Source organism: Pseudarthrobacter sp. MDT1-22, assembly GCF_054511035.1.
Genome location: NZ_JBTNDK010000003.1, coordinates 43,480 through 70,207, shown reverse-complemented (window position 1 = coordinate 70,207; position 26,728 = coordinate 43,480). Strand labels below are relative to the sequence as shown.

Sequence of the window (26,728 nt, the reverse complement as noted above, 5' to 3'; positions counted from 1 at the left end):
GAACCACTATGACTACTGCCTCCGCGCTGAACCCTGCCGCCATCCCGTCCGTCACTGCCGAAACCCCGGTCCGGGTGCGGTTCTGCCCGTCACCTACGGGCACCCCGCACGTGGGCCTGATCCGGACGGCGCTGTTCAACTGGGCCTATGCCCGGCACACCAAGGGAACCCTGGTCTTCCGCATCGAGGACACGGACTCGGCGCGGGACAGCGAGGAAAGCTATCACCAGCTGCTGGATGCGCTGAAGTGGCTGGGCATCACGTGGGACGAAGGCGTCGAGGTGGGAGGCCCGCACGAGCCGTACCGCCAGTCCCAGCGCAGCGACCTCTACCAGGATGTCATCGCTCGGCTGAAGGCCGGCGGCCACATTTACGAGTCCTACTCCACGCCGGCTGAAATCGAAGCCCGCCACCGTGCGGCTTCCCGCGACCCCAAGCTGGGTTATGACGGGTTTGACCGTCACATCACCGAGGAACAGCTGGCCCAGTACAAGGCTGAAGGCCGCCAGGCCGTGCTGCGCCTGCGGATGCCGGACGAGGACCTCACGTTCAAGGACCTCGTCCGCGGCGAGATCACGTTCAAGGCCGGCTCCGTGCCGGACTTCGCGGTGGTCCGTGCCAACGGCGCGCCGTTGTACACGCTGGTAAATCCGGTGGACGATGCCCTGATGGGAATCACGCACGTGCTGCGCGGCGAAGACCTGCTCAGCTCCACGCCCCGCCAGATCGCCTTGTACCGTGCCCTCTACGCCATCGGCGTGGCCGAGTACATGCCGGAGTTCGGCCACCTTCCCTACGTCATGGGCCAGGGCAACAAGAAGCTCTCCAAGCGCGACCCCGAATCCAGCCTGTTCCTGCACCGCGAACGCGGCTTCATTCCCGAAGGCCTTCTGAACTACCTGTCCCTCCTGGGCTGGTCCCTGAGCGCCGACGAGGACATCTTCACTGTCAAGCAGCTCGTGGAGCACTTCGACATCCACGATGTGCTGGCCAACCCGGCACGTTTTGACCTGAAAAAGGCAGAGGCCATCAACGGCACGCACGTCCGGCTGCTTGAGGCGGCCGATTTCCGTGCGCGCCTGGTGCCGTACCTCAGGGCCGCGGACCTGGTCGGAGAGATCCTCACGGACCGGGAGGAAGAGATCCTCACCGAGGCCGCACCCCTCGTCCAGGAGCGGATCACCCTGCTGGGGGAGGCCCCGGAAATGCTCGCCTTCCTGTTCAAGGCCGACGACGCGATCGACGTCGCAGACGACGCCCGCAAGGGCCTGCCCGCCAACCTGACCGAAGTCCTCGACGCCGCCCTTGCTGCCCTTGAGCCCATTCAGGACTGGAACCCGGAGGAGATCCAGACGGCCCTGAAGCAGGCACTCGTGGAGGACCTCGGGCTGAAGCCGCGGCTGGCCTTCGGTCCTGTCCGCACGGCCATCTCCGGGCGCCGGATCTCGCCGCCCCTCTTCGAATCCATGGTGCTCCTGGGCAAGGACTCGTCCCTGAGCCGGCTCCGCACCTTCCGCGGCTGATGTCTACCACCGGCACCACGGCTGACGGAGTCCTGAGCACACGCTTCGGGTCCATCCGGGGCGTCCTCTTCGACATCGACGACACCCTGGTGGACCTCGAATACGCCATGACTACCGCCCTGCGTGAGGTCAGCGAGCACCTCCTGCCGGGTCTGGACCAGACCGGGTGGGAGCGTTTCGGCAGGATCTTCACGCACGAGACCACGCACTACTACGACCGGTACCTGGCGGGGGAGCTGACCTTCAACGACCAGCGCCTCCTGCGGGGACGCGCCGCCCTGGGGCACTTCGGTGTGGATCTTGCCGACGGCGAAGAAGCGCACGGGTGGCTCTCGGCCTACGGCCGGCTGCAGCCCACGTATGTGCGTGCCTTTGAGGACGTGCTGCCGCTCCTGGACCTGCTGGACGCTGCCGGCATCCCCTACGGTGCCGTCAGTAACAACGTGCACGACTACCAGCGGGCCAAGCTCGACGGCGCCGGCCTGGAACGCGTCCGCCGCCTGGTTGGCACGGACACGGTAGGCGTTGCCAAGCCCGAGCCGGCCATCTACCTCGAAGGCGTCCGCCTGCTGGGGACTGCCCCGGAGGAGACCCTCTACGTTGGGGACAACAGAATGCTGGACGCAGAAGGTTCGACGGCGGCAGGCCTGGTAGGCGTCTGGCTCAACAGGGTGGGGGAGCCGGGGCCGGATTTCTCCGGCCACGAGGTCAGCTCGCTGGGGCAGCTGCTGGGCTGACCGGCCGTTTACTCCGCAGCCTGCAACCTTCGCCTGTTCCACAGCACCACGTAGATGCCCACGGATCCGAACACGAGCACAGCAACCAAGCCGAGGGCAACGGCGGTATCCGACTTCCCCACCATGCTCGTGGGCGAGATGGCCGCTGCGCTGGAGTACAGGGTGTCCGTGCCATCCGAAATCCGGGCATTACCATCAGCAAGCTTCTCGGCGCCGGTCGCCAACTCTGTCGATCCCGAGGCCAGCTTGGTGTTGCCTGTAGCAAGATCCGAAGCGCCGGCAGCCAGTGCCTCGGAGCCCTGGAGTAGGCCGGGGTTTCCGGGATCGGCCGGATCGCCCTTGATGCCGGCATTCAGGGCCAACGTGCCGTCCGCCAGCCGTGAGCTGCCCTCAGTGATGCTGGCGACGGCATTGATCAGGCCCGGGCGGTCGGGGTTGCCGGGCACGCCGTCCATGCCGGTGCGGATCTGGGCAGTTCCGGCGGCCAGCAGTTCGGTACCGAGCACAACACCAGGGTTGTTGGGATCGCGACTGTTGAGCTTTTCACCCAGCGTGGCGAAGCCGGCGGTGAGACGCCCTGTTCCCGTGTGCAACTGTGCCGCTCCTTCATTGAGCTTCCCGGCACCAGCCTGCAGTTGCTGCGCCCCGGCGTCGAGCTTGTGGGCTCCAGCGGTGATCTTGGTGATCTTGTCCTTGACAACGGACAGTGGAACCAGCCCCTGAAGCGGGTCCGACGCTGCCGCTTCCAGCAGCTCAAGGGCCTGTGCCAAGGCCGCCGTGCCAGTGCCCGCCTCGGGGGAGTTGTTCGCTCCCCGGTAGCCTTTCAGCTGGGCCGTTCCGGCGGCCAGCTCGCCGGTTCCGGAGGCCAGACGGCCCGCACCTGCATTCAGCGCAGTCGCGCCGTCGCCCAGGTTGTTCTCGGCGTTTCCGGCGGCCGAAGGCGTCAGTGCCGCGGCGAGCTGGGTGGCTCCGGCGGCGAGCTTTCGGGCGCCATCGTCCACTTTGTACACGCCGGGCGCGAACTTGTTGTTGACGTCAGTTTCGATCTTGACAGCGCCAGCGGCGAGTTGGTCTGCACCGGACTGCAGTTTTTCAGCGCCCGGGGCCAGCTTCTCGCTGACACCCAGGGAGACTTTGTCGGCGCCGGAGGAGAGCTTGCCGGCACCGGTGTCTGCCAGGCCCGCGCCGGCCGCCAGCTGACCGGCGCCGTCCTTGAGCTGCTCAGCGCCGGCCGAGGCCTGGCCCGCACCGTCCATCAGCTTGGCCGATCCGTCGGTGATCCTGCCGGTGACCAGGGTGTAAAATCCAAGCAAAGCAATCAGCATCAGGGCCAGGACGGCGATGGCTAGCTGCTGTGCCCGGGTTCGGGTCTTGGTGGGCGCGGCGGCACGACTTTGTGTCACGGTGGGTCCTCTCGACGGTTTGCCGGCAGTGTGAAATCCGCCGGCCACCCACCTGGACCAGGGGCGGCAGTCCGGACGAAAATCTAAATTCCGAAGTGCCTGCAGCAAAGGCAGAGGGTGGTTACTCTCGGGTAACTTACCGAGAGTAAACTTATTCCGGGTGATCTGGCAAGGGGTTCGGACCTTGGGTCTTCGGTGCCGATTTGTGCCAGCCCAAAGTCTCGGGTAAAGTAATTTCTCGTGCTGAGGCGCACGGAGCAGGGCTTGAAGCCCGAAACTCCGGCCCGAAAGTATCATTGGGATATGGTGTAATTGGCAACACTACGGTTTCTGGTACCGTCATTCTAGGTTCGAGTCCTGGTATCCCAGCTCTGTTTGGTCGCAGGCTAACCGCGGCAAATCAGTGGTTTCAGATCGGTTCGCCGATTTGAAACGCGCGCTGAGTGTATGAAATACTCACTTAGCAAACCGGCCTGGCGCCGGTTGGAAGTGAAAACTTCCTGGAAGTACGCGGCCCCATCGTATAGCGGCCTAGTACGCTGCCCTCTCACGGCGGTAACGCGGGTTCGAATCCCGCTGGGGTCACCAACGAACGGTCCCGGGCATCAGCCCGGGGCCGTTTTTCGTTGTGGAGGCTGCGCTGCGGGATATAGGACAAAGCCGGGGCCCGGTGGAACAGCCGGCGCAACTGGCATGATGATCCTGTGACCTCCTCAGACGGGCTTCGTCCCACGCAGCCTCCGCCGCCTAAGCGCGCACCGCGAACCCAGCCGGGCCGGCCCGACGCGGCATCGGAGCCAGCCGTGGCCTTGCTTGAGGCCGTGCGTGGGGATCTGTCCGCCGTGTCGTTGCCGCTCGCCCTTGCGGACGTGGAACAGGCGCGCCAGGACACTCGGAACGCCGTCGCCCAGCTGGACGATTACATCCTGCCGCGGTACCGCAGCCTGGACGCGCCGCTGCTTGCCGTCGTCGGAGGTTCCACCGGTGCCGGCAAGTCAACGCTGGTGAACGCCTTGGTGGGGCACCCGGTCACACGCTCCGGGGCCATCAGGCCCACCACCCGGCAGCCAATTCTGCTGCACCACCCGGCCGATGCGGGCTGGTTCGAAGGCCACCGCGTGCTGCCCACCCTCAACCGGATCCGGGGCACCGTCTCCAGGGAACCCGTTCCGGCCAGCCGGGCCGGCGCAACACCCGATGCGGAAGCCATTTCCTCCCTGGTGCTGGTAGCGGACCAGGCTGTTCCGCAGGGGATCGCACTGCTTGACGCCCCCGACGTCGACTCTATTTCCGACGACAACCGCAGGCTCGCCGGTCAATTGCTGGCCGCCGCGGACCTCTGGGTTTTTGTGACCACCGCCAACCGCTACGCGGACGCGGTCCCGTGGAAGCTTCTCCTGGACGCGTCCTCGCGGGACATCATGGTGGCCGTGGTCCTGGACCGTGTGCCGGCGGAGGCGGAAGCCGAAGTCAGCGCCGACCTCCGCACATTGCTGCAGAAAGAAGGCCTCGGCGATGCCGGACTGTTCATTGTGCCGGAGACGGACCTGGACCATCTTGGCATGCTGCCAACGAGCGCCGTGGAGCCGCTGCGGCGCTGGCTGCAGGAACTTGCTGCCGACGCCGCTGGGCGGTCCGAAATTGCCCGCCGTACCCTCAACGGGACGGTGAAGGCGTTGGCCGGGCGGGTCGGTTCCGTGGCGCACGCGGTCCAGGGGCAGGAGCGTGCCGCGGCCTCGCTCCGTGCAGGCGCTGAGGCCGCCTATCGCGATGCCGGGGCCCGGATCCTGGACGCAACAAAGGACGGCGCCCTCCTCCGTGGCGAAGTACTGGCGCGCTGGCAGGACTTCGTTGGAACAGGGGAATTCTTCCGGGCGTTGGAGCAGAACATCGGACGGCTGCGGGACCGCGTGGGAGCGTTCTTCCGGGGCGAGCCGACGCCGGCCGTCCGGGTTGAGGCCGCCATCGAAACGGGGTTGCAGGCCGTCATCCTGGACGAGGCCGCCAATGCCGGCGAGGAAACCGACGAGCGGTGGCGCTCGGACCCGGCCGGCCGCGAGCTCCTGGGGACGGAGGATCTGTCCGGCACCAGCCCCGGCTTTGCCGATGCGGCCGCAGCGGAGATCAGGGCCTGGCAGGCCGGCCTGATGGAACTGATCCGCACGGAAGGGCAGGGCAAGCGCACGCAGGCCAGATGGCTTTCCTTCGGGATTAACGGGCTGGGTGCCGCACTGATGATCGTGGTGTTTTCCATGACAGCCGGCCTCACCGGGCTGGAGATCGGCGTCGCGGGCGGTACCGCCGTCGTCGGCCAGAAACTGCTCGAGGCAGTGTTCGGCGAAGACGCGGTCCGCCGACTTGCGAAGACCGCGCGGGATGACCTCCACGCCCGTTGCCAGCGGCTGCTGCAGGCAGAGCAGCAGAAATTCATCCAACGCCTGCCGGAGGGCGGCGCGGTCACCGGCCGGATCCTGACGGGCCACGCCGCTGCCCTGGCCCGGCTGGCGGACAAGGCATGAGCCGCCACAGCGTAGCCCGTGAAGCGTCGCAGCTGGACCGCAGGCTCGAAGCCCTCAACGATGCCCGCGAACTCGCCGAAGGCGTCTTACCGGATGCTGCACTCGAGGAGGTGTTCCAGCTCCTGGAACGCGCGAGCTCCCGGCGGTCACTGTCGGCTGATCACACCGTTGTTGGGTTCTTCGGTGCCACCGGCAGCGGAAAATCGTCACTCTTCAACGCGGTCAGCGGCGCTGAAATCGCGACGGCGGCCGCCCGCCGGCCCACAACGTCGGAACCTTTGGCTGGTGTCTGGGGAGCGGACGGCAGCGAGCCGTTGCTGGACTGGCTTGAGGTGGGCAACCGCCACCATGCGGAGCCCGTGGCAGGTTTCGCGGACGAGCGCACGGGGCTGATCCTGCTGGACCTGCCGGACTTCGACTCCACCAGGGCCGCGAACCGCGAGATCGTGGAGCGCATGGTTGGCCTGGTTGATGTCCTGGTCTGGGTACTGGATCCGCAAAAGTACGCCGATGCGGCGGTCCACAACGATTTCCTGGCGCCCCTGTCCGCGCATGGCGCCGTGACCCTGGTGGTCCTCAACCAGGTGGACCGCTTGCCCGAACGGGACGTGCAGCCTGTGCTGGAGTCCTTGAAAGGGATCCTTGCCCGCGACGGGCTGGGCAAGGTCCAGGTCCTGGGCGCATCCGCCCTGAAGGGCACCGGCGTGGACAAAGTCCGGAGTGCCATCCGACATGTTGTGGTGCAGCGCCAGGCGCTTTCACAGCGGCTGGCCGCTGACGTTTCACGGGCCTCCGGGCAACTCAGGGAAGCCGCCGGCGCCGGGGAAGCCGCCGGTGTCAGGCCGGCGTCGAGATCCCGGCTCACCGATGAGCTGGCAACGGCCGCCAACGTGCCCGTGGTGGTGGACGCAGTTGCGCGGTCCTACCGCATCGAGTCGACGCGCCGCACGGGGTGGCCGGTGACGCGGTGGCTGGTGCGGTTCCGGCCTGATCCGCTCCGCCGGCTCAATCTGAGAAGTTCTTCTCCGTCCCAACTTAACCGGACCTCGCTCCCGGCCGCGGGCGCCCCGGAACGCGCCCGGACGGATGCTGCTGTCCGTGAGTTTGCGGACGCGGCGAGTGCGGGCGCACCCGGACCGTGGCGTGCCGCGATCAGGGGTGCTGCCCGGGAGGGGCGGGAGGCGTTGCCGGATGCCTTGGACCAGGCCATCGCAGGCACGGACCTGATGGCGTCCCGGAAGTCCTGGTGGTGGGGCATGTTCAACGTGGTCCAGTGGCTCGCGCTGCTGACAGTCCTGGGCGGCCTGGGCTGGCTGGGTGTGCTGGCCGGGCTCGGCTATCTCCAGCTGCCCGTCCCCGAGGTTCCCAAGGTGGAGGGCTGGCCGGTGCCGACGCTGTTGATTGGCGGCGGTGTGGTGCTGGGGATCTTCCTGGCGCTGACTGGAAAATTCATTGGGTCAGGAGCCGCGAAGGCGCGCGCAGCCAGGGCCAGGAAACGGCTGCGGGCAGCGGTGGGCGAGGTTGCCCGGGACTTCGTGGTGGAGCCGGTTGAAATTGAGGTCAGCAGGCTCGCGTCCTTCAACGCCGCACTGAAGGTCGCGGGCGGAAACTAAGGTAGTTACACCAGTGCGGTTGCGGCGTCCCTGACCTTGATCAGCGTCCGCAGGTTCCGGGTGGTAGTGGTTGCCTTGAACCTGGCCTTGGACGAAATCTTGCTGAACGGGCTGTCCAACGTCCCGCCGGCCGGAGCCAGCCAGGCCAATGCCTCCGGGCCGAGGCGTTTCTGCTGGGTACCTTCAAAGGCTGCGCCGGCGGCTTCAAGCTCATTGAGCATGGCGGTGTCCGATGCCAGCGTGATGTAGGTGTGCGTTGCCTTGTCGTCTGCCGGATACGGGCAGGCCGCCACGAGTTCGGAGACCCGCCGTGCCGTGAGGACAACCACCCAGGCCTCGTAGCCGAAGGCGTCACGCAGGAACTTTTCAAAGGTCTGCTTGACCGCGGCAGGATCCTCGTCGCTGGCAAGCACCACATTGCCGCTGGCCAGCAGTGTCCTGACGTCCGCGAACCCCTGCGATGCAAGCGCAGTCTTGAGGTCCGCCATCTTGATGTTGATCCCGCCGACATTTATCCCGCGGAGGAAGACTGCGTAGCTGTTCATGCCGACAGCCTAGCCGGGGGCAGCCAGGCCTGGACGGAGGCGAGCCTTCAGTCGTTGCCCTTGCGCAGGGCCTCGGTGAGGATCCGCGCGGCGTTGCAAACCACCTCGGCGTGGAGGCGGCCCGGCTGGCGGGTGAGCCGCTCGATGGGGCCGGAGATCGAGACCGCGGCGATCACGCGTCCGGACGGTCCCCGGACCGGTGCCGAGACTGAGGCGACCCCGGGCTCGCGTTCGCCGAGGCTCTGTCCCCAGCCCCGCCGTCGTACGCCTGCCAGCACGGTGGGCGTGAATCGGGCGGCCTGCAGGCCCTCGAGAAGCCGGTCGTGGTCTTCCCAGGCGAGCAGCACCTGGGCGGCGGAGCCGGCCTTCATGGAAAGCTTGGTGCCGACGGGGATGGTGTCGCGCAGGCCGATGGGGCGTTCCGCGGAGGCGACACAAATACGCCATTCGCCCTGGCGGCGGAAGATCTGGGAGCTTTCGCCGGTAGCGTCGCGCAGCTGCATCAGGACCGGCCCGGCAGAAGCGATGAGACGGTCCTCGCCGGCGGCGGAGGCCAGCTCCACCAGGCGGCTGCCGAGGACAAACCGGCCCTGGATGTCGCGGCTTACCAGCCGGTGATGGATCAGGGCCAGGGCGAGCCTGTGCACCGTGGGCCGGGCCAGGCCCGTGGCGGCCACCAACTGTGCCAGCGTGGTGGGGCCGGCCTCCAATGCATCAAGCACATGGGCCGCTTTATCAATGACACCGACTCCACTAGAATTGTCCATGTAATGATATTGCCGTCTCATTATCTGAGATGCAAATCTTTGGGCTGGCACAAAATGCAGCCCTGCTGGTTCAGTGGAACCAAACAGCCAAACAGCAGTGAAGGGAGATGGCCGTGGCAAAGACACTGGCCGAGAAAGTCTGGGACGCACATGTGGTGCGCAAAGGCGAGGGCGAAGGAGCCAATGCCCAGCCCGACCTCCTCTTCATTGACCTTCACCTTGTCCATGAGGTGACTTCTCCGCAGGCCTTCGAGGGCCTGCGCCTGGCTGGCCGCAAGCTGCGCCGCCCGGACCTCACCATCGCCACGGAGGACCACAACACTCCCACGCTGGACATCCACAAGCCCATTGCCGATCTCACCAGCCGCACGCAGATCCAGACGCTGCGCAACAACTGCGCGGAGTTCGGCGTCCGCCTGCACTCTCTCGGCGACGCGGAACAGGGCATTGTGCACGTGGTTGGCCCGCAGCTTGGCCTCACGCAGCCTGGCATGACCGTTGTCTGCGGTGACTCCCACACGTCCACCCATGGCGCGTTCGGTGCCCTGGCCATGGGCATCGGCACGTCCGAAGTGGAGCACGTCATGGCCACCCAGACGCTGTCCCTGAAGCCGTTCAAAACCATGGCCATCAACGTCGAAGGCACGCTGCGCCCGGGCGTTACCGCCAAGGACATCATCCTGGCCGTGATTGCCAAGATCGGCACCGGCGGAGGCCAGGGCTACGTCCTGGAATACCGCGGTTCCGCCATCCGCGCGCTGTCCATGGAAGCCCGCATGACCATCTGCAACATGTCCATCGAAGCCGGTGCCCGCGCCGGCCTGGTGGCCCCGGACCAGATCACCTACGACTACATGAATGGCCGCCCGCACGCGCCACAGGGCGCCGACTGGGATGCCGCCGTCGAGTACTGGAACACGCTGAGGACCGACGACGACGCCACGTTCGACGTCGAGGTGGCCCTGGACGCCGACACGCTGGAGCCGTTCGTCACCTGGGGCACAAACCCAGGGCAGGGTGTTTCGCTTTCCGCCAAGGTGCCGTCCCCGGAGGACTTCGGCGACGAAAACGCCAAGGCTGCCGCCGAACGCGCCCTGCAGTACATGGGATTGACCGCCGGTACGCCCATGAAAGACATCCGGGTGGACACGGTCTTCCTGGGCTCCTGCACCAACTCGCGCATGGAGGACCTCCGGGCTGCTGCGGACATCATCCGCGGGCGCCAGAAGGACCCCAACATCCGGATGCTGGTGGTACCCGGTTCGGCCCGCGTGCGGCTGGAAGCAGAGGCCGAAGGCCTGGACAAGGTCTTCAAGGACTTCGGCGCCGAGTGGCGCTTCGCCGGCTGCTCGATGTGCCTGGGCATGAACCCGGACCAGCTCGAGGTGGGGGAGCGTTGCGCCTCGACGTCCAACCGTAACTTCGAAGGCCGGCAGGGCAAGGGCGGCCGCACCCACCTGGTCTCGCCTGTGGTGGCAGCGGCCACGGCCATCCGTGGCACCCTGAGTTCGCCGTCGGATCTCGATCCGGCCCCCGAATCCGCCGCCATCCGCACCGACGCAGCCTAGGAGGCCGCCATGGAAAAGTTCACCACCCACACCGGCATCGGCGTCCCGCTGCGCCAGAGCAACGTTGACACGGACCAGATCATCCCCGCGGTCTACCTCAAGCGGATCACCCGTACCGGCTTCGAGGACGCACTGTTCTCCGCCTGGCGCAAGGACCCGGCCTTTATCCTGAACCAGGCGCCGTTCAACGCCGGCTCCGTTCTGGTGGCGGGCCCGGATTTCGGTACCGGTTCGTCCCGTGAACACGCCGTCTGGGCTTTGAAGGACTACGGCTTCAAGACGGTCCTGTCTTCACGTTTCGCCGATATTTTCCGTGGGAACTCCGGCAAGCAGGGGCTGCTGGCCGCCGAGCTCGCCCAGGACGATATCGAGCTGATCTGGAAAGAACTGGAAAACGCACCAGGCACCCAAGTCTCCGTTGACCTCGTTTCAAAGACTGTTATCTGCGGCAGTATCGTCGCGCCTTTTGAAATCGACGATTACACACGCTGGCGCCTCCTGGAAGGCCTGGACGATATTGGCCTGACGCTCCAGCACGAAGAGGACATCACCGCCTTCGAGGCCACCCGTCCGGCCTTTATGCCCAAAACGCTTCCGGCCCGCCTTTCCTGAGCGGGAGCGCGGAATTTCCCGCCCCGGACGGAGCCGCCTGTACAGCGCCGCGCCGGAGGCTTTCGGCGCCCGTATTTCGGTTCGGTAACGCAACCTCCTATGCTTAGCTGGAGCCTTTGCAAGGATTTTGGGGCGAGTAATCGTAAGGAAACCGGTATATGAGTAGTGTTCTGACAATCCGCGGCGGAGTCCCGCTTACAGGCCGCGTCAGCGTCCGGGGAGCCAAAAACCTTGTTCCCAAGGCCATGGTGGCAGCATTACTGGGCAACGAGCCGTCGGTGTTGCGGAACGTTCCGGAGATCAAGGACGTCGAGGTTGTCACCTCGCTCCTGCAGCTGCATGGAGTGACGGTGGTCAAGGATCCCGTCAGCGGTGACCTCACCCTGGATCCGAAGGCGGCCAAAACCGCCCCGAGCACGGCGATCGATGCCCACGCCGGTGATTCGCGTATCCCCATCCTGCTCTGCGGACCCCTGATCCATGCGATCGGTGAGGCCTTCATTCCGGACCTTGGCGGCTGCAAGATCGGTGACCGTCCCATCGACTACCACCTGAACGTGCTCCGCCAGTTCGGCGCCGTGGTGGAAAAACGCCCGGGCGGCATCCACATCTCTGCGCCCAAGGGCCTGCACGGCGCCAAGATCAATCTGCCCTACCCCTCGGTGGGTGCGACGGAGCAGGTGCTGCTCAGCGCCACCCGCGCCGAAGGGATCACGGAGCTTTCCGGCGCTGCCACGGAACCTGAGATCATCGACCTCATCGCAGTGCTGCAGAAGATGGGCGCCATCATCAGCGTCCAGACCGACCGGACCATCCGCATTGAAGGTGTCCGGGACCTGGGCGGCTACAACCACCGTGCCCTCTCGGACCGCAACGAATCGGCGTCGTGGGCTTCGGCAGCACTGGTGACCCGCGGTGACATCTTCGTCGAAGGCGCCTCGCAGCGGGACATGATGACGTTCCTGAATACCTACCGGAAGGTAGGCGGCGGCATGGACATCGGCGAGGACGGCATCCGCTTCTACCACCGGGGCGGCAAGCTCAACCCTCTGGTCCTGGAAACGGATGTGCACCCCGGCTTTATGACCGACTGGCAGCAGCCGCTGGTGGTGGCCCTGACCCAGGCCGAAGGCGTGTCGATCGTCCACGAGACCGTCTATGAAAACAGGTTCGGCTTCACCGACGCGCTCATCCGGATGGGCGCGAGCATCCAGGTGCACCGCGAGTGCCTGGGCAGCGTGCCGTGCCGCTTCGGCCAGCGCAACTTCCTCCACTCCGCCGTCATCTCCGGTCCCACCCAGCTCAAGGGCGCCGACATCGACGTACCGGACCTGCGTGGCGGCTTCAGCCACCTGATCGCGGCGCTGGCCGCTTCGGGCACGTCGCGCGTGACCGGGATCGACATCATCAACCGCGGCTACGAACGTTTCACCGAAAAGCTGTCCGGCCTCGGCGCCGACTTCGACATCACCTCGACAAAGTAGCAGTGGGTACGTGAAGGAAACGGCCAAGAGCCAGGCCACATTCGTTGTGGTCGCGGCCATAGTGCGCACGGTGCTGAACGCAATGATGAACAAGAAGTGGGAAGGCCTCGAGAACCTCCCCGCCGGCGGGTTTATTGCCGCGCCTAACCATTGCACGGAAATCGATCCGCTGATCGTGGGGCACATTCTCTACAACCAGAACCGCGCCCCGCACTTCCTGGCGAAGGCCGGGCTGTTCAAGGTTCCCGTCCTGGGCGCGGTCCTGCGGGCCACCCGGCAGATCCCGGTGGAACGCTCGACGGCGGGAGCGAACCGCTCGCTGCAGCTCGCCCAGGAGATTGTGGCGGACGGCGGGGCCATCATCATCTACCCCGAAGGCACACTCACCCGCGATCCCGCGCTGTGGCCGATGAAGGGCCACACCGGCGCTGCCCGCCTTGCCTTGGAAGGCGGCATTCCCGTGGTACCGATCGCGCACTGGGGCGCCCATGAGGTGTTCCCGCGTTATGCGAAGCGGTTCCACCTTTTCCCGCGCAGGACGTCCAGGGTGATGGTGGGCAAGCCCGTTGACCTCAGCCAGTTCATGGGCCGGCCACTGGACAAAGCAACGCTGACCGCGGCCACCGAGAAGATCATGGATGCCGTGACCGGTTTGCTGGCCGACATCCGCGGGGAGGAGCCGCCCGCTGAACGCTGGGACCCTTCCAAGCACAATCAAGCCACGCACGGTCGCTTCGTTGTGCGGGAAAATCCTGACGACGCTGCGGATGCCACCTGATGGCTGACGGAAGCCGTCAGGGTTCCGCCCGGTCTGTCGCCGTCCTGGGCGCCGGTTCCTGGGGTACCACGTTCGCCAAGATCCTCGCCGATGCGGCTCGGGCAGCGGGGGAACAGCGGAGCATCCGGATCTGGGGCCGACGCAGCGAAGTGGTGGAGCAGATCAACAGCACGCACCGAAACGTCCAGTACCTGAAGGACACAGAGCTGCCGCCCAGCATCACAGCGTCCACAGACGTCAGCGAGGTGCTGGCGGGCGCGGACCTGGTGGTCCTGGCCGTTCCTGCACAGTCACTGCGACTCCAGCTCCGTGAATGGAAGCCGCTGATCGCCGCTGACGCCGTGGTGGTGTCCCTGATGAAGGGCCTGGAGCTCGGCACGGACTCCCGGATGAGTGAGGTGATCAGCGACGAACTGGGGATTCCCAAGGACCGCATTGCCGTGGTTTCCGGTCCCAACCTGGCCATGGAGATCGCCCGGGAGGAACCGACTGCTTCTGTGGTGGCCTGTTCCGATGCGGCGGCCGCGGGCTGGATCGCGAGGAGCTGCACCGCACCGTACTTCCGTCCGTACACCACGGCGGATGTCGTCGGTGTGGAAATTGGCGGCATCGTCAAGAATGTCATAGCGCTGGCCGTGGGCATCTGTGAAGGTAAACAGATGGGGGACAACACCAAGGCCTCCGTGATCACCCGAGGCTTGGCCGAAACATCCAGGCTCGCCCTTGCCCTTGGTGGCGAGGCACGGACCATGGCCGGGCTGGCGGGCCTGGGGGATCTGGTGGCGACGTGTTCCTCGCCTCTGTCGCGAAACCATACGGCTGGCCGGTTGCTGGGCCAGGGACTCACTCTTGACGAGCTGGCACTGAAGATGACCCAAACAGCCGAAGGCATCAAATCCGGCCAGGCCGTGCACGAGCTAGCGGGGAAACTGGGCGTCGAGATGCCCATCACCGCCGCCGTCGTTGCCGTCCTGGCTGGCAAACTGTCCGTTGACCAACTGGGGCCGCTGCTGCTGGCCCGGGACCTGAAACCCGAAGGCGATTACTGACGATGTCCGATGAAAACCTGACCGCAGCGGATGAAGCCCCACGGGCCAAACCCCGCGTCGCGGTGCTTTTTGGTGGCCGGTCCAGCGAGCATGCCGTGAGCTGCGTGACCGCTGCCGGCGTCCTGGGCGCCATCAACAAAGACAAGTACGATGTCATCCCCATCGGCATCGCCAAATCGGGGCAATGGGTGCTGGCCGCGGGGGATACCGCCCAATGGTCGCTGTCCGCGTCGTCGCTGCCGGAGGTCCCGCCGTCGTCGGAAACCGTGACGCTCGCCGAGATCGGCGGCGAGCACCAGCTGATCGTCGCCGCACCGAACCAGGTCCCGCAGGAACTCGGAACCGTGGACGTCGTTTTTCCCCTTCTCCATGGTCCCTTTGGCGAGGACGGCACCATCCAGGGGCTCCTGGAACTGTCCGACACGCGCTACGTCGGCGCCGGCGTGCTTGCGTCGGCTGTGGGCATGGACAAGCACTACATGAAGGTTGTGTTCGAGGCCGCCGGGCTGCACGTGGGGCCCTACATTGCCGTCACGGACCGCCAGTGGGTCAAGGACGCGGAGGCCGTCCGCAAGCAGGTGGACCAGCTCGGCTTTCCTGTGTTCGTCAAGCCGGCGCGGGCGGGTTCGTCCATGGGGATCTCCAAGGTGGACTCCCTCGAGGGACTCGACGCCGCCGTCGAGGAAGCCCGGCGCCACGACCTCAAACTGGTCATCGAGGCTGGCATCGTAGGGCGTGAGATTGAGTGCGCGGTCCTGGAAGGACGCGGGACCGATTCCCCCCGGACGTCCATGCCGGGCGAAATTTCCGTCGCCGCCGGAACGCACGAATTCTACGATTTCAACGCGAAGTATGTTGAGGACGACGCCGCCGCGTTGAGCTGCCCCGCCGACATTCCCGACGAAGCCATCGTGCGGGTCCGGGAACTCGCAGCAGCTGCCTTCGACGCTGTGGGTGCCGAAGGCCTGAGCCGAGTGGACTTCTTCTACACGCCCGACGGCGAACTGATCATCAACGAGATCAACACCATGCCCGGGTTTACGCCCAAAAGCATGTACCCGCAGATGTGGGCAGCATCAGGCCTGAACTACGCGGACCTGATTGATGAGCTGATCCATCTGGCCTTGAACCGGAAGACCGGCCTGCGCTGACCGGTCCCCACCGGCACCCTAACCTCGCTCCGCTTCGGCCAGGGAACCCTGCCGGCGTGGGCCCACCACCGGGACCCTACTGACTGGACGGCAGGCTCTGCAGGTCTTCCTGACCCACGCAGTTCCGGCTGGCCGGGATCTTTGCGGCCGCGGCGGAGAGATCAGCCAGGACGGTCGCTGAACTGATGACCTCCGGATCCATCAGGACTTCGGTAGCAGGTTCGCGGCCGAATGTCGTCAGCGTGTAGATCGGGTCGCCCTCCTTGATGACCCAGTCGATGCCGTTGACACTCACGCAGCGGTCCGTCGTCGGGCCAGGAGCGTTGACGCCGCAGCGCAGGATCACCTGAGACGGGTCCCCCCAGGCGGCGGTGGCCTGGCTGTTGGTTTTCCGCAGGGCAGCATCGCCGATGGCGTCAGGAAGGGCCACCATCATCGGAGCGCAGGCCGGGTTCGCCGCGTCGCCTGCGGCGGTGACATCCACAGTCGGGGCACAGGCGGACAAAGCGGCTGCAGTGAGGGCCGCGGTCAGCAGGATTCCGGACACGCTGACAGGCAAGGGAAAACGGGGATTGCGCATCCATCCAGCCTAGCGTCGCCGCCGTATGGAGCGGGACGCAGGAAGGACCGGACGTCCGTCGCGAGGATCTCTACAACAAGGGGCGGACCAGCAATGTCGGTGCCGCGCTGTAGCGTAGGGGCGTGCCTGAAATTCCGTTGACTGAAGAAACGCTGACTGTCGCCGCGCTGTCCGAAGCCGAACTGCTGGCCCGGATCTTTCCGCGGCTGGAAATGGCCGGAACGTACAGTTCGGCAACCCTGCTTGGCCCGGGCGACGATGCCGCCATTATCGCCGCTCCGGATGGCAGGACAGTAATCAGCATCGATACCCAGGTGCAGGACCAGGACTTCCGGCTCCAATGGCCCAGCGGGTACCGCACCACGGGCTTCGACGTCGGCTGGAAGGCGGCGGCCCAGAACCTCAGCGATATCAACGCCATGGGCGGCGTGGCCACGTCGCTGGTGGTGAGCCTGACGTTGCCGCCCGACACCCCTGTCAGCTGGGTGGCGGACCTGGCCGACGGCCTGACTGCGGGAATCCGGGAACTCGGGGCAACAGACTGTTCGGTGGCTGGGGGCGATTTGGGCCGCGGCAGGGAAATCTCCGTGACGGTCGCCGTGCTGGGCTCATTGGCTGGCGGCAACGCGGTCCTGCGGTCGGGGGCCCGTGCCGGCGACGTTGTGGCCCTGGCCGGTACGGTGGGCAGGGCCGCGGCCGGGCTTGCGCTCCTGGAAGCAGAGGCTGCTGTGCAATCCCTGGTGCCCGCGCAATGGGCGCTCGTGGAAGTGCAGTGCAGGCCACGGCCGCCACTGTCCGCGGGGCCGCTGGCCAGGTCAGCCGGAGCCACTGCCATGCTGGATATATCGGACGGCCTGGTGCGCGACGGCGGCCGCCTCGCCGCGGCCAGTGGGGTTGTCCTGGACCTTGACCCCGCCGCACTGAAACCTCTCGCGGAAGCCTTGCGCCCGGCGTCGGACCTTCTCAGAGCTGACCCCATGGCCTGGGTGCTGGGCGGGGGAGAGGACCACGGGCTGCTGGCCACATTCCCGGCCGGCGTTCAGCTGCCTGCCGGATTCACTGCGATAGGCTCAGTACAAGCCTTGGGAAGCGCCACACTTCCGGGCGTCACAATTGCGGGCCACGCCGTTGGCACCGGGGGATGGGATCACTTTGCAGACTAAGGTTGCCGCCAACGCGCAAGCGATGAAGCGGTGGTTGGACAAGGCTGAAACCGCCATTGCCAACCACAGCGACCGCCTCAATGCCATCAACATTTTCCCCGTGGCGGACGGTGACACCGGCACCAACCTTTACCTCACCGTTCGGGCGGCCGCCCGTGCCCTGCACAGCGGCCCGGCGGGCCAAGGCGCGGCAGTCCCGGCTGACGCCGGCCAGGCGGATGTCGGAGCGGTGCTGGCGCGTGCCGGAAGGGCCGCGATGGAGCAGGCCCGCGGCAATTCCGGAACCCTCTTCTCGGTCTTTCTCTGCGCCGCGGCTGAACCCCTGGCCGGTCACACCCGACTGACGTCAACCCTCCTGGCCGCCGCGCTGAACCGCGCCCAGATCCGGGCGTGGTCCGCGTTGAGCGATCCCGTCCCCGGCACCATGCTGTCGGTGATGGAAGCCGCCGCACGGGCCGCCGCGGCAGTGGACGCCGGCCACAACGGCGACGACAGCAACCAGGCCCTGGGCAAAGCCCTCGACGCTGCCGTCAACGGTGCGCTGAGAGCAGTTGTCAGCACCGAGAGCCAGTTGGCAGCCCTTGAAGCCGCGCATGTTGTCGATGCCGGGGGCGTTGGCATGCTGCTCATCCTTGACTGCCTCCGCTCCGCCGTCCTGGGCGAAGAACTGCAGGGCGAACTCCTCGACGGGCTGCACGGCTTCGACGTCCAGGACCCCCACATCCACGCTGACATGCCGGCTGACGACGGCGTTGAGGTCATGTGCACCATCAGCCTTTCGCCGCTCAGCGCGGCCACGCTGCGCCAGCGGCTCGACGAAATCGGCCAGTCCGTCATCATGAGCCAGGTGGACAGTTTGGCCGATGCTGAAGGCAGCTACCGGTGGCGCGTCCATGTCCACGTCCCCGACGCCGCACCCGCGGTGGCCCTGATCCGTTCCCTCGGCGAGCCCAGCGACATTTCGGTCAGCGAACTCGCCCTGGCCCGCGAACCCGAACCAGCTCCGGTGAACTCCAGTGGGCATGAACGCTGAACTGGACCTGGGCCTGGAACGCCTGATCGGAAAGCGGTCAGCGTCGGCCATTGAGAAGCACCTGGGCATCGCCACAGTCGGCGGCCTCCTGAACTACTTCCCGCGCCGCTACCTGAACCGGGGTGAATTGACGCCCATCAGCGAGTTGCCGCTGGATGAAGAGGTCACGCTTTTTGCGCGGGTGCTCTCCAACAGCACGCGCAAGATGCATACGCGCCGTGGTTCCATCACCGACGTTGTGATCACCGACGACGCCGCCTCCCACGGCCGTCCGCGCCTTTCCGCGGTAGGCCCCGGCAGCGGGCACGGCACGCTCAAGATCACCTTTTTTAGCGGACACCGGGCACAGGCGCAGCTCCTGCCGGGCCGGCGCGTGATGTTCTCCGGCAAGGTGACGCGCTACGGAGCGTCCCTGGGCTTGACCAACCCGGACTTCCACCTCCTCGACGAGGACCCGGACATGCCGGTCATGGACCCCGAAAAGCTCGCCGCGATGCCCATCCCGGTCTATCCGGCCACCGCAAAGCTCACCAGCTGGTCGATTCAGAAAGTCATCGCCACGCTCCTGGAAACCGTGGATCTGGATGCCCTGCCGGATCCGCTGCCGGAGGCGGTGGCCCGTAGGGAGAAATTCCTTCCCGTGGCCGAGGCCTACCGGCTCATCCACAGGCCGGAATCGCAGGCTGACTGGATGAAGGCCCAGGAGCGATTGCGCTACCAGGAGGCCCTGGTCCTGCAGGCGGCCTTGGCGCGGCGCCGTGCCCAGCTTGCGGCCGAGGAAGCCACGGCGCGGCGCCCGGCCACGGACGGGCTGCTGGCGGCGTTCGACAGGCAGCTGCCCTTCACGCTCACCGGCGGCCAGGCCGCCGTCGGAAAAACGCTGGCCACGGAGCTGGCGCAGGACAGCCCCATGAACCGGCTGCTGCAGGGTGAGGTCGGCTCGGGCAAGACCATCGTCGCGCTGCGGGCCATGCTGCAGGTAGTGGATGCCGGCGGGCAGGCGGCCCTCCTGGCGCCCACCGAGGTCCTCGCCGCCCAGCACTTCGAATCCATCCGGCGGACCCTGGGCTCCCTGTCCCGTGACCCGATGCTGTCCGCGGACGGGCTGCTGGGCAGCCTGGCCGAAGGGGCGGTGCAGGTCGCCCTCCTCACCGGCTCCATGCCCACCGGCGCCCGGAAACGGGCCATGCTGGACGCCGCATCCGGCGCCGCCGGGATTGTGATCGGCACGCACGCGCTGCTCAGCGACAACGTAGCGTTCTACGACCTTGGCCTGATCGTGGTGGACGAACAGCACCGGTTCGGTGTGGAGCAGCGGGACGTCCTCAGGTCAAAGGCCAACAAACCGCCACACCTGCTGGTCATGACGGCCACGCCCATTCCACGCACCGTGGCCATGACGGTCTTCGGCGACCTCGAAACGTCCGTCCTGGACGAGCTCCCGGCCGGCCGGGCGCCGATTTCCACGCATGTGGTGGGCCTCGCCGAGAACCCCGGCTGGGCAGACCGCATCTGGTCCCGCTCCCGTGAGGAGATCGACGCCGGTCATCAGGTGTATGTGGTGTGCCCCAGGATCGGAACGGACGACGACGGCGACTTCAGCCCGGGGGAAGCGGAACCTTCCGCGGCTGACCTGGCGGGCGACGGCGCTGCGCGGGAGCTCGCGTCGGTGACCGCCGTCGTCGAACATCTCCAGCAGGTGCCGGCTCTGGCCGGTGTGCCCCTTGGGCCAATGCACGGCCGTTTGGACACCGCAGTGAAATCCGCCGCGATGGCCGACTTCACCGCCAACCGGACCAAGCTCCTGGTCTCCACCACCGTTATCGAAGTCGGCGTCGACGTCCATAACGCCACCTTGATGGTGATCCTCGACGCCGACCGCTTCGGCATTTCCCAGCTGCACCAGCTGCGCGGCCGGGTGGGCCGTGGCGGGCTTCCCGGAACGTGCCTGCTCGTCACCAACCTCGAACGCGGGCACCCGAGCCGGCGCCGGCTCGATGCCGTGGCGGCAACCACCGACGGCTTCGAACTGTCGCAGGAGGACTTGAAGCTGCGCCGCGAGGGCGACATCCTGGGCGCGTCGCAGTCCGGCGGCCGCTCCACCCTGAAACTGCTGCGCGTGCTGGAACACGAGGACATCATTGCGCAGGCGCGCCAGGACGCCCAGGAAATTGTGGGCTCGGATCCGGCCCTGGCGCGGCATCCGCGGTTGGCGGAGGCCATTGACGAGTACTTGAACCCCGAGAAGGAGGCGTTCCTTGAGCGCGGATAGGAGGCGGCCATGAGCCGCATCATCGCGGGCGCCGCAGGCGGGACCCCCCTGGTCAGCGTCCCCGGCTCCCTGACCAGGCCCACTACCGACCGCGTGAAGGAAGCACTGTTCTCCCGGCTCGACGCATTCCGGATCATTGCCGGCGCCCGGGTCCTGGACCTGTACGCAGGGTCCGGATCGTTGGGCGTGGAGAGCAGCAGCAGGGGCGCTGAGGCCGTCGACCTCGTGGAATTCGATGCCAAGGCCAGTTCCGTGTGCCAACGCAACGCGGACCTGATCAACGGCGTGCTGGGCCGCAAGGCAGTGACGGTCCACCGGTCCAAGGTGGAGTCCTTCCTGGAGCGCACGGCGGAGACGGCCAGCTGGGACCTGGTGTTCCTGGACCCGCCGTATCCGCTGGATGACCCTGCCCTGTCGGCGGTGCTGGGCAAACTCGCCGATCATCTGGCTCCGGCGGCCGTGGTAGTGGTGGAGCGGTCCTCGCGTTCACCGGAGCCGTTCTGGCCCGCCGGCCTGGAACGGTTTGCCGAGAAGAAGTACGGCGAAACGCGGCTCTGGTTCGCGGAGCCATTTGTGCCGGACGCCATCACGCCGGACGCCATCACGCCGGACGCCATCACGCCGGACGTTGTTATTGAGGAGCAGCCGCCGAAGCAGGTTTAGGGCCTGGGACGCCTGGGACGCCTGGGACGGCGGGGAGTCTGCGGCTCAGCCGGCCAGCCTATCCAGGTCCACGCCGGCGAGAACCTTCGCGGGGTGGGGGCCTCGTGCCGTCAGTTCGGCTGTCCAGGCTTCGGGCCACGGAGTCTGCGTTCCGGCGAGGATGATATTGCCGGGGTAGCGGCCCGCGAACATCCCGGTTTCGGCGAAGGCCGCCACGTCGGTCATGGCGCGGCGCATGGCGGCGGCCTGGCTTCGCACCAAGGTCAGTCCGGGTTCATCACCCACATTGACGATCAGCAAGCCTTCCGGTGCAAGGCGTGCACGGGCCTCCTGGTAGAACTCCTGGCAGGCGATATGGGCAGGGGCTTCCGGACCCGAAAAGATGTCCAGGATCACGACGTCGAACTGAAGTTCCGGGTCCAGGTCCGCCAGGGCGTCGCGGGCATCGCCGATGACGGTGTGCAGCTCGGTACCGTCAGGCAGGGGGAGTTGCTGCAGGACAAAGTCGAGGAGTTCGCGTTCCAGCTCCACCGCATACTGGACGGATCCGGGCCTCGTCGCCTGGATGTAGCGCGCAAGGGTCAGGGCTCCGGCCCCAAGATGGAGCGCGGTGATTGGCCGGCCTTCGGGAGCGGCGAGGTCCACAATGTGGCCGATCCGTCGCAGGTACTCGTAGAAGATCTCCTCAGGATGCGCCAGGTTAACATGGGACTGCTCGGCCCCGCCGATGCTCAGGACGTAGCCGCCGTCGGTGAAAGCATCGGGCTCGATGGACGCGTGCTGTCCCGTGGTCCGCAGGAACCGCGTGGAACGTGTGCCGCCGGGCTCCGCCATCAGAGCTTTCCGCTGAGGGTCGCCAGCCTGGCGGCGGCCTCCTCGAGGAGCTCCACTTTCTTGCAGAACGCGAATCTGAGCAGGCTCCGTGTCCGTTCCGCGCCCTCCGGGTGGCAGAAGACGGGGACGGGGACCGCGGCCACTCCCACCAGTCCGGGCAGCCTGCGGGCCAGGTCCACGGAGTCGCCAATGCCAAGGGGTGCGGTGTCCACGTTGACGAAATAGGTTCCCTGCGGCGTGTAAACGTCGAATCCTGCGGCGCGAAGGCCTTCGCTGAGGATGTCCCGTTTTTTCTGGAGAGTGGCCGCAACGCCCTGGTAAAACTCATCCGGCAGTGCGAGGCCGGTCGCAATGGCCGCCTGGAACGGTGTACCGGAGCTGTAAGTCAGGAACTGCTTGACCGTCCGGACAGCCGCCACCAGATGATCCGGGCCGGTCAGCCAACCGATCTTCCAGCCAGTGAAGGAGAAGGTCTTTCCGGCAGACGAGATGGTGATGGTCCGCTCCGCTGCACCCGGCAGGGTGGCGACAGGAATGTGCCTGGCGCCGAAGGTGAGGTGCTCGTACACTTCGTCGGTGATGATGAGGCAGTTATGCTTTGCGGCAAGCTCAACGACGCGCTGCAGAACATGGCGGGGGAAGACGGCACCGGTGGGATTGTGCGGGTTGTTCAACAGCACCACCCTGGTGCGGTCGGTGAAGGCCGCCTCCATGGCCGTCATGTCCGGGTAAAAGTCGGGAGCCAGCAGCGGGGCGGTGACGTGAGTGGCGCCTGACAAGCCGATGACGGCGCCGTACGAGTCATAAAACGGTTCGAACGTCAGCACCTCGTCGCCAGGGCCGACGAACGCCAGCAACGTTGCGGCGATCCCCTCTGTGGCGCCGGTAGTGATGATGACCTCTGTGTGCGGGTCCGGGGCCAGCCCGTAGAACCGCTCCTGGTGGGCAGCCACGGCCTCACGCAGTTCCAGGATGCCCTTGCCGGGCGCGTACTGGTTGGCCCCGGCTTCGATCGCGGCCATCGCTGCCGCCTTGATTTCCCGCGGTCCGTCCTCGTCAGGAAAGCCCTGCCCAAGGTTGATGGCACCGGTCTGCGCCGCCAGCGTGGTCATCTCCTCGAAGATGGTGACGCCCAGTTGGCCGGCAGGTCCCAGCAGATTGGCGCCTGAGGCGGTGCGCTGCCACGGGGCAGGCACGCTGGGCATGGAAAGGTCCCGTGGTGGATGCATCCAGTCATGGTATCCCGGCCGCCCCATGCGGTAGGTTCGGTGCATGAGACGCGCTGTCTGCCCCGGATCCTTTGACCCCATTCACAACGGCCATCTCGAGGTCATCGCCCGTGCCGCCGGCCTCTTCGATGAGGTGATCGTGGCGGTTTCGACCAACTATGCGAAGAAGTACATGTTCAGCCTGGGGGACCGCCTGGATATGGCGCGCGAAACCCTGGCATCCCTCAAAGGCATTGTGGTGGAACCGGTGGGCGACGGTCTCCTGGCCGAGTACTGCCGCCAGCGCGGCGTCTCCGCGATCGTCAAAGGTCTCCGCTCATCCTCAGACTTCGACTACGAACTTCCGATGGCCACGATGAACCGCCAGCTCAGCGGCGTGGAAACAGTGTTCCTGCCGGCGGAGGCGCACTACCTGCATTTGTCATCCACCCTGATCAAAGAGGTGGCCGGTCTGGGTGGCAGCGTGTCCGACTATGTGCCCCGGTCCGTACATAAAAGGTTGCTCGCGGGCGGGTCTGCGCCCGATCAGCCGGCAAGAGGGTAGGCTAGTCCGGTACTTCGACGGCCGTCCGTCGCCTGGTTTGAGTCCCTGCGGTTCTTCAGGCTAAGATGGTACGTCGGTCATATGTTCAACAGGAGTTCTCATTAAACGAGATGCTAGTTCGCCCTTGGCGTTCGACGTCAAGGATCTCGGGCGCAGCCCGGGCAGCATGCGGACACTGAAGGAACATGTACCCGCACCAAGTGATCTTGGTGTGGCACTCATTGGCGTTCAGGAAGGCTCGGACATCGAGCTGGATCTGAGGCTTGAGGCCGTACACGAAGGAATCCTGGTATCAGGAACCGCAGTCGCCGAAGTAAAAGGCGAATGCGGCAGATGCCTGGATCCCCTTGCGTATGACCTTGAGGTCAATGTGCAAGAACTTTTCTTCTACGAGGGCGTTGTGCTTTCGGACGAAGAAGACGAAGAAGAGCAATATCGAGTCGAGCGCGATGTCATCGATCTTGAGCCGGTGTTGCGGGACGCAGTTGTAACCATGCTGCCGTTCCAGCCGGTGTGCCGGGAAGACTGCCAGGGCCTTTGCTCCGAATGTGGAGTCCGCCTGGAAGACGAGCCGGGGCATCACCACGAGATCGTAGATCCTCGCTGGGCTGCCCTAGCCGACTTGGCTAAGCCTGACCGGCAAAACTGATTTGTACGTGTTTGTCTAGAGAGAAATGAGTTAGCCGTGGCTGTCCCGAAGCGGAAAATGTCTCGCTCGAATACCCGCGCCCGCCGCTCCCAGTGGAAGGCAACTGCCCCCCACTTGGTGAAGACTGTCGAAAACGGCCAGGTTACCTACAGCCTGCCGCACCAGGCAAAGGTCGTTACCGACTCGGCTGGCACCGCGCTGTTCCTTGAGTACAAGGGCCGCAAGGTCGCAGACGTCTAATCGGCCGCTTGGGCTGACATGATGTCTTCAACTGAAGAGCTTCTGAAGCGTCTCGGTGTCTCCATTGACGCCGGGACGCTTCGTCTTGCTCTCACACACCGTTCCTACGCCTACGAAAACGGCGGCATCCCCACCAACGAGCGGCTCGAATTCCTGGGCGACTCCATCCTGGGCTTCTCCGTGACCGATGCCCTGTACCGGGACAACCCCACGCTGCCCGAAGGCGACCTTGCCAAGCGCCGCTCTGCGGTTGTCAGCACGCGCGCCCTCGCCGGCATCGGCCGCAGCCTGGGCATCGGGGACTATATCTACCTGGGGCAGGGCGAAAAGCTCACCGAGGGCAAGAACAAGGCCTCCATCCTGGCGGACACCATGGAGGCACTCATTGGTGCCACTTACGTGTCCAACGACATTGAGACTGCCCGCCAGCTGGTCATGCGCCTGATTGGGCCGCTCCTTAGGGATGCGGCCGCACTCGGTGCCGGCACGGACTGGAAGACCAGCATCCAGGAACTGGCAGCCAGCCGGCAGATGGGCACTATCTACTACGCCGTTGAGGGGGACGGGCCCGACCACGCCCGTACTTTCACGGCTGTCCTGAATATAGGGGGCAAGCCATATGGCAATGGGTCGGGCCATTCGAAGAAGGAAGCGGAGCAGGAAGCTGCCGCGGACGCCTGGCGGCAGCTCTCCCCAAGCGCGGGAGCCGCCGTGGCCTCAGCGGCGGAGGACGCATCACCAGAGTCCTCCCGCAGCGTCTAGGCTGAGCCGTGCCCGAACTGCCTGAAGTCGAAGTAGTCCGCCGCGGACTGGTGAGTTGGGTCCGCGGCCGGACCATCACATCGGTGGACGTGCTGGATCCGCGTTCGCTCCGCCGCCATGCCCTGGGCGCCGAGGATTTCAGAGGCAACCTCCAGGGTGCCACGGTTGTGGACGTGGTGCGCCGCGGTAAATTCCTTTGGATGCCGCTGTGTGAGACACCCGGCGCCACCGACACGCCCACCGTCGCACTGATGGCCCACCTCGGGATGAGCGGCCAGCTCCTGATGCAGGACGCGGACGTGCCCGACGAGAAACACCTCAAGGTCAGGCTGCGCCTGAGTCCCGGGGCCGGTATGCCTGAACAGCTCCGGTTTGTGGATCAGCGGATTTTCGGCGGGCTGTTCGTCACCGGCATGGTTCCCACGGACGACGGCGGCCCGGGCGGCCAGGCGGAATCTCCCGTTGCGTTCATCGCCGAGGAAGCCTCCCACATCGCCCGGGATCCCCTGGATCCGGCGTTTTCCTTTGACCTTTTTTACAGCCGGCTGCGAAAGCGCAAGACGGGCCTCAAACGCGCCCTGTTGGACCAGGGTCTCGTATCAGGCATCGGCAACATCTATGCCGACGAGTCCCTGTGGCGGGCAAAACTGCATTACGCCAGGCCCACCGATACGCTGCGACGCGGCGACGCGGAGCGGCTCATCACCAGCGCGCGCGAAGTCATGCTGGACGCACTTGCCGCCGGCGGTACCAGCTTTGATTCGTTGTATGTCAACGTCAACGGGGCCTCTGGTTACTTCGACCGCTCCCTGAATGCCTACGGGCGGGAAGGGAAACCCTGCAGCCGTTGTGCCGCCGTCGGGATTAACTCCGTACTCCGCCGCGAGCTGTTCATGAACCGCTCGTCCTACACCTGCCCGGTCTGTCAGCCGCGCCCGCGCAACGGCCGCTGGTAGGCCGCCGTCGCCCTGCCGGCCATGATCGGGCGCTGCCCGGTGCAGGGACAGACA

Annotated in this window: 25 protein-coding genes and 2 tRNA genes; 21 read left to right on the top strand and 6 right to left on the bottom strand. The window is 66.0% G+C overall.

The features are described from left to right. Positions 1 to 8 precede the first annotated feature (8 nt). Complete coding sequence (gltX, locus tag ACX80M_RS03705; protein WP_459308893.1) at positions 9 to 1,523, top strand: glutamate--tRNA ligase; 1,515 nt, start codon at positions 9 to 11, stop codon at positions 1,521 to 1,523. After that, positions 1,523 to 2,260, top strand: coding sequence for an HAD family hydrolase (locus ACX80M_RS03700; protein ID WP_459308891.1), 738 nt, complete (start codon positions 1,523 to 1,525; stop codon positions 2,258 to 2,260). The genes gltX and ACX80M_RS03700 overlap by 1 nt, the downstream gene beginning before the upstream one ends. 8 nt (positions 2,261 to 2,268) lie before the next feature. Here ACX80M_RS03700 and ACX80M_RS03695 read toward each other — a convergent pair whose 3' ends face one another. After that, positions 2,269 to 3,663 (bottom strand): hypothetical protein, encoded by a 1,395-nt coding sequence (locus tag ACX80M_RS03695; RefSeq protein WP_459308889.1) that lies wholly within the window; start codon positions 3,661 to 3,663, stop codon positions 2,269 to 2,271. Between the two features lie 297 nt (positions 3,664 to 3,960). On the opposite strand from ACX80M_RS03695, the gene ACX80M_RS03690 reads away from it, so the two are divergent. From ACX80M_RS03690 to ACX80M_RS03675, 4 genes are all read left to right on the top strand, one after another. Next, positions 3,961 to 4,032: transfer RNA gene (locus ACX80M_RS03690), tRNA-Gln, on the top strand. A gap of 143 nt (positions 4,033 to 4,175) precedes the next feature. Further along, positions 4,176 to 4,251 (top strand) — tRNA-Glu (locus ACX80M_RS03685). A 215-nt stretch (positions 4,252 to 4,466) separates the two neighbouring features. Beyond that, the gene (locus ACX80M_RS03680; protein WP_252609944.1) at positions 4,467 to 6,182 is read left to right on the top strand and encodes a dynamin family protein; all 1,716 of its coding nucleotides are present in this window, start codon (positions 4,467 to 4,469) and stop codon (positions 6,180 to 6,182) included. Further along, positions 6,179 to 7,795 (top strand): GTPase, encoded by a 1,617-nt coding sequence (locus ACX80M_RS03675; protein WP_252609951.1) that lies wholly within the window; start codon positions 6,179 to 6,181, stop codon positions 7,793 to 7,795. The genes ACX80M_RS03680 and ACX80M_RS03675 overlap by 4 nt, the downstream gene beginning before the upstream one ends. A gap of 5 nt (positions 7,796 to 7,800) precedes the next feature. On the opposite strand, the gene ACX80M_RS03670 is transcribed toward ACX80M_RS03675, so the two are convergent. Beyond that, entirely contained in the window at positions 7,801 to 8,340 is a 540-nt protein-coding gene (locus tag ACX80M_RS03670; protein WP_252601415.1) for a DUF1697 domain-containing protein, read from the bottom strand. A 47-nt stretch (positions 8,341 to 8,387) separates the two neighbouring features. Further along, positions 8,388 to 9,107 carry an IclR family transcriptional regulator gene (locus ACX80M_RS03665; RefSeq protein WP_058932091.1) on the bottom strand — a complete coding sequence of 240 codons (720 nt, stop codon included), beginning with the start codon at positions 9,105 to 9,107 and terminating at the stop codon, positions 8,388 to 8,390. A 113-nt stretch (positions 9,108 to 9,220) separates the two neighbouring features. Between ACX80M_RS03665 and leuC the strand changes: the two genes are divergently transcribed. The 6 genes from leuC (at position 9,221) to ACX80M_RS03635 (ending at position 15,749) form a co-directional block, all read left to right on the top strand. Beyond that, positions 9,221 to 10,675 (top strand): 3-isopropylmalate dehydratase large subunit, encoded by a 1,455-nt coding sequence (gene leuC, locus ACX80M_RS03660; RefSeq protein ID WP_459308886.1) that lies wholly within the window; start codon positions 9,221 to 9,223, stop codon positions 10,673 to 10,675. 9 nt (positions 10,676 to 10,684) lie between these two features. Continuing rightward, positions 10,685 to 11,287, top strand: coding sequence for a 3-isopropylmalate dehydratase small subunit (gene leuD, locus ACX80M_RS03655; protein ID WP_252609957.1), 603 nt, complete (start codon positions 10,685 to 10,687; stop codon positions 11,285 to 11,287). Positions 11,288 to 11,445: 158 nt separating this feature from the next. After that, positions 11,446 to 12,771, top strand: coding sequence for a UDP-N-acetylglucosamine 1-carboxyvinyltransferase (gene murA, locus ACX80M_RS03650; RefSeq protein WP_056349177.1), 1,326 nt, complete (start codon positions 11,446 to 11,448; stop codon positions 12,769 to 12,771). 10 nt (positions 12,772 to 12,781) lie between these two features. Beyond that, positions 12,782 to 13,549, top strand: a complete 768-nt coding sequence (locus ACX80M_RS03645) for a lysophospholipid acyltransferase family protein (RefSeq protein ID WP_058932093.1) — start codon at positions 12,782 to 12,784, stop codon at positions 13,547 to 13,549. Next, positions 13,549 to 14,598 (top strand): NAD(P)H-dependent glycerol-3-phosphate dehydrogenase, encoded by a 1,050-nt coding sequence (locus ACX80M_RS03640; protein WP_252609961.1) that lies wholly within the window; start codon positions 13,549 to 13,551, stop codon positions 14,596 to 14,598. Before ACX80M_RS03645 ends, ACX80M_RS03640 begins: the two co-directional genes overlap by 1 nt. Positions 14,599 to 14,600: 2 nt before the next feature. Continuing rightward, entirely contained in the window at positions 14,601 to 15,749 is a 1,149-nt protein-coding gene (locus ACX80M_RS03635) for a D-alanine--D-alanine ligase family protein (RefSeq protein WP_252609963.1), read from the top strand. A 76-nt stretch (positions 15,750 to 15,825) separates the two neighbouring features. On the opposite strand, the gene ACX80M_RS03630 is transcribed toward ACX80M_RS03635, so the two are convergent. Continuing rightward, complete coding sequence (locus ACX80M_RS03630; protein WP_252609965.1) at positions 15,826 to 16,329, bottom strand: DUF3515 domain-containing protein; 504 nt, start codon at positions 16,327 to 16,329, stop codon at positions 15,826 to 15,828. Positions 16,330 to 16,451: 122 nt separating this feature from the next. Between ACX80M_RS03630 and thiL the strand changes: the two genes are divergently transcribed. The 4 genes from thiL to rsmD are packed head-to-tail and all read left to right on the top strand — an operon-like array spanning position 16,452 to position 21,460. Continuing rightward, on the top strand, positions 16,452 to 17,492 hold the full coding sequence (gene thiL / locus ACX80M_RS03625; RefSeq protein ID WP_459308882.1) for a thiamine-phosphate kinase: 1,041 nt from the start codon (positions 16,452 to 16,454) through the stop codon (positions 17,490 to 17,492). A gap of 22 nt (positions 17,493 to 17,514) precedes the next feature. After that, the gene (locus tag ACX80M_RS03620; RefSeq protein WP_459308880.1) at positions 17,515 to 18,525 is read left to right on the top strand and encodes a DAK2 domain-containing protein; all 1,011 of its coding nucleotides are present in this window, start codon (positions 17,515 to 17,517) and stop codon (positions 18,523 to 18,525) included. Beyond that, positions 18,515 to 20,797 (top strand): ATP-dependent DNA helicase RecG, encoded by a 2,283-nt coding sequence (locus ACX80M_RS03615; RefSeq protein ID WP_459308878.1) that lies wholly within the window; start codon positions 18,515 to 18,517, stop codon positions 20,795 to 20,797. The genes ACX80M_RS03620 and ACX80M_RS03615 overlap by 11 nt, the downstream gene beginning before the upstream one ends. A gap of 9 nt (positions 20,798 to 20,806) precedes the next feature. Next, a complete protein-coding gene (gene rsmD, locus ACX80M_RS03610) occupies positions 20,807 to 21,460 on the top strand; it encodes a 16S rRNA (guanine(966)-N(2))-methyltransferase RsmD (protein ID WP_459308876.1) in 654 nt (217 codons plus the stop codon). A 45-nt stretch (positions 21,461 to 21,505) separates the two neighbouring features. Here rsmD and ACX80M_RS03605 read toward each other — a convergent pair whose 3' ends face one another. Continuing rightward, the gene (locus ACX80M_RS03605; RefSeq protein WP_459308874.1) at positions 21,506 to 22,294 is read right to left on the bottom strand and encodes a spermidine synthase; all 789 of its coding nucleotides are present in this window, start codon (positions 22,292 to 22,294) and stop codon (positions 21,506 to 21,508) included. Further along, positions 22,294 to 23,523 (bottom strand): aminotransferase class I/II-fold pyridoxal phosphate-dependent enzyme, encoded by a 1,230-nt coding sequence (locus ACX80M_RS03600; protein WP_459308872.1) that lies wholly within the window; start codon positions 23,521 to 23,523, stop codon positions 22,294 to 22,296. Before ACX80M_RS03600 ends, ACX80M_RS03605 begins: the two co-directional genes overlap by 1 nt. Before the next feature lie 43 nt (positions 23,524 to 23,566). Here ACX80M_RS03600 and coaD point away from each other — a divergent pair, with 43 nt between their 5' ends. From coaD to mutM, 5 genes are all read left to right on the top strand, one after another. Continuing rightward, entirely contained in the window at positions 23,567 to 24,067 is a 501-nt protein-coding gene (gene coaD, locus ACX80M_RS03595) for a pantetheine-phosphate adenylyltransferase (protein ID WP_141140891.1), read from the top strand. A 124-nt stretch (positions 24,068 to 24,191) separates the two neighbouring features. Next, positions 24,192 to 24,716, top strand: a complete 525-nt coding sequence (locus ACX80M_RS03590) for a YceD family protein (protein ID WP_082576166.1) — start codon at positions 24,192 to 24,194, stop codon at positions 24,714 to 24,716. Between the two features lie 36 nt (positions 24,717 to 24,752). Further along, positions 24,753 to 24,956, top strand: coding sequence for a 50S ribosomal protein L32 (rpmF, locus tag ACX80M_RS03585; protein ID WP_009356569.1), 204 nt, complete (start codon positions 24,753 to 24,755; stop codon positions 24,954 to 24,956). 21 nt (positions 24,957 to 24,977) lie between these two features. Continuing rightward, entirely contained in the window at positions 24,978 to 25,718 is a 741-nt protein-coding gene (gene rnc, locus ACX80M_RS03580; protein ID WP_459309074.1) for a ribonuclease III, read from the top strand. A gap of 8 nt (positions 25,719 to 25,726) precedes the next feature. Then, positions 25,727 to 26,674 (top strand): bifunctional DNA-formamidopyrimidine glycosylase/DNA-(apurinic or apyrimidinic site) lyase, encoded by a 948-nt coding sequence (gene mutM / locus ACX80M_RS03575; RefSeq protein WP_252609981.1) that lies wholly within the window; start codon positions 25,727 to 25,729, stop codon positions 26,672 to 26,674. Positions 26,675 to 26,728: the final 54 nt, after the last annotated feature.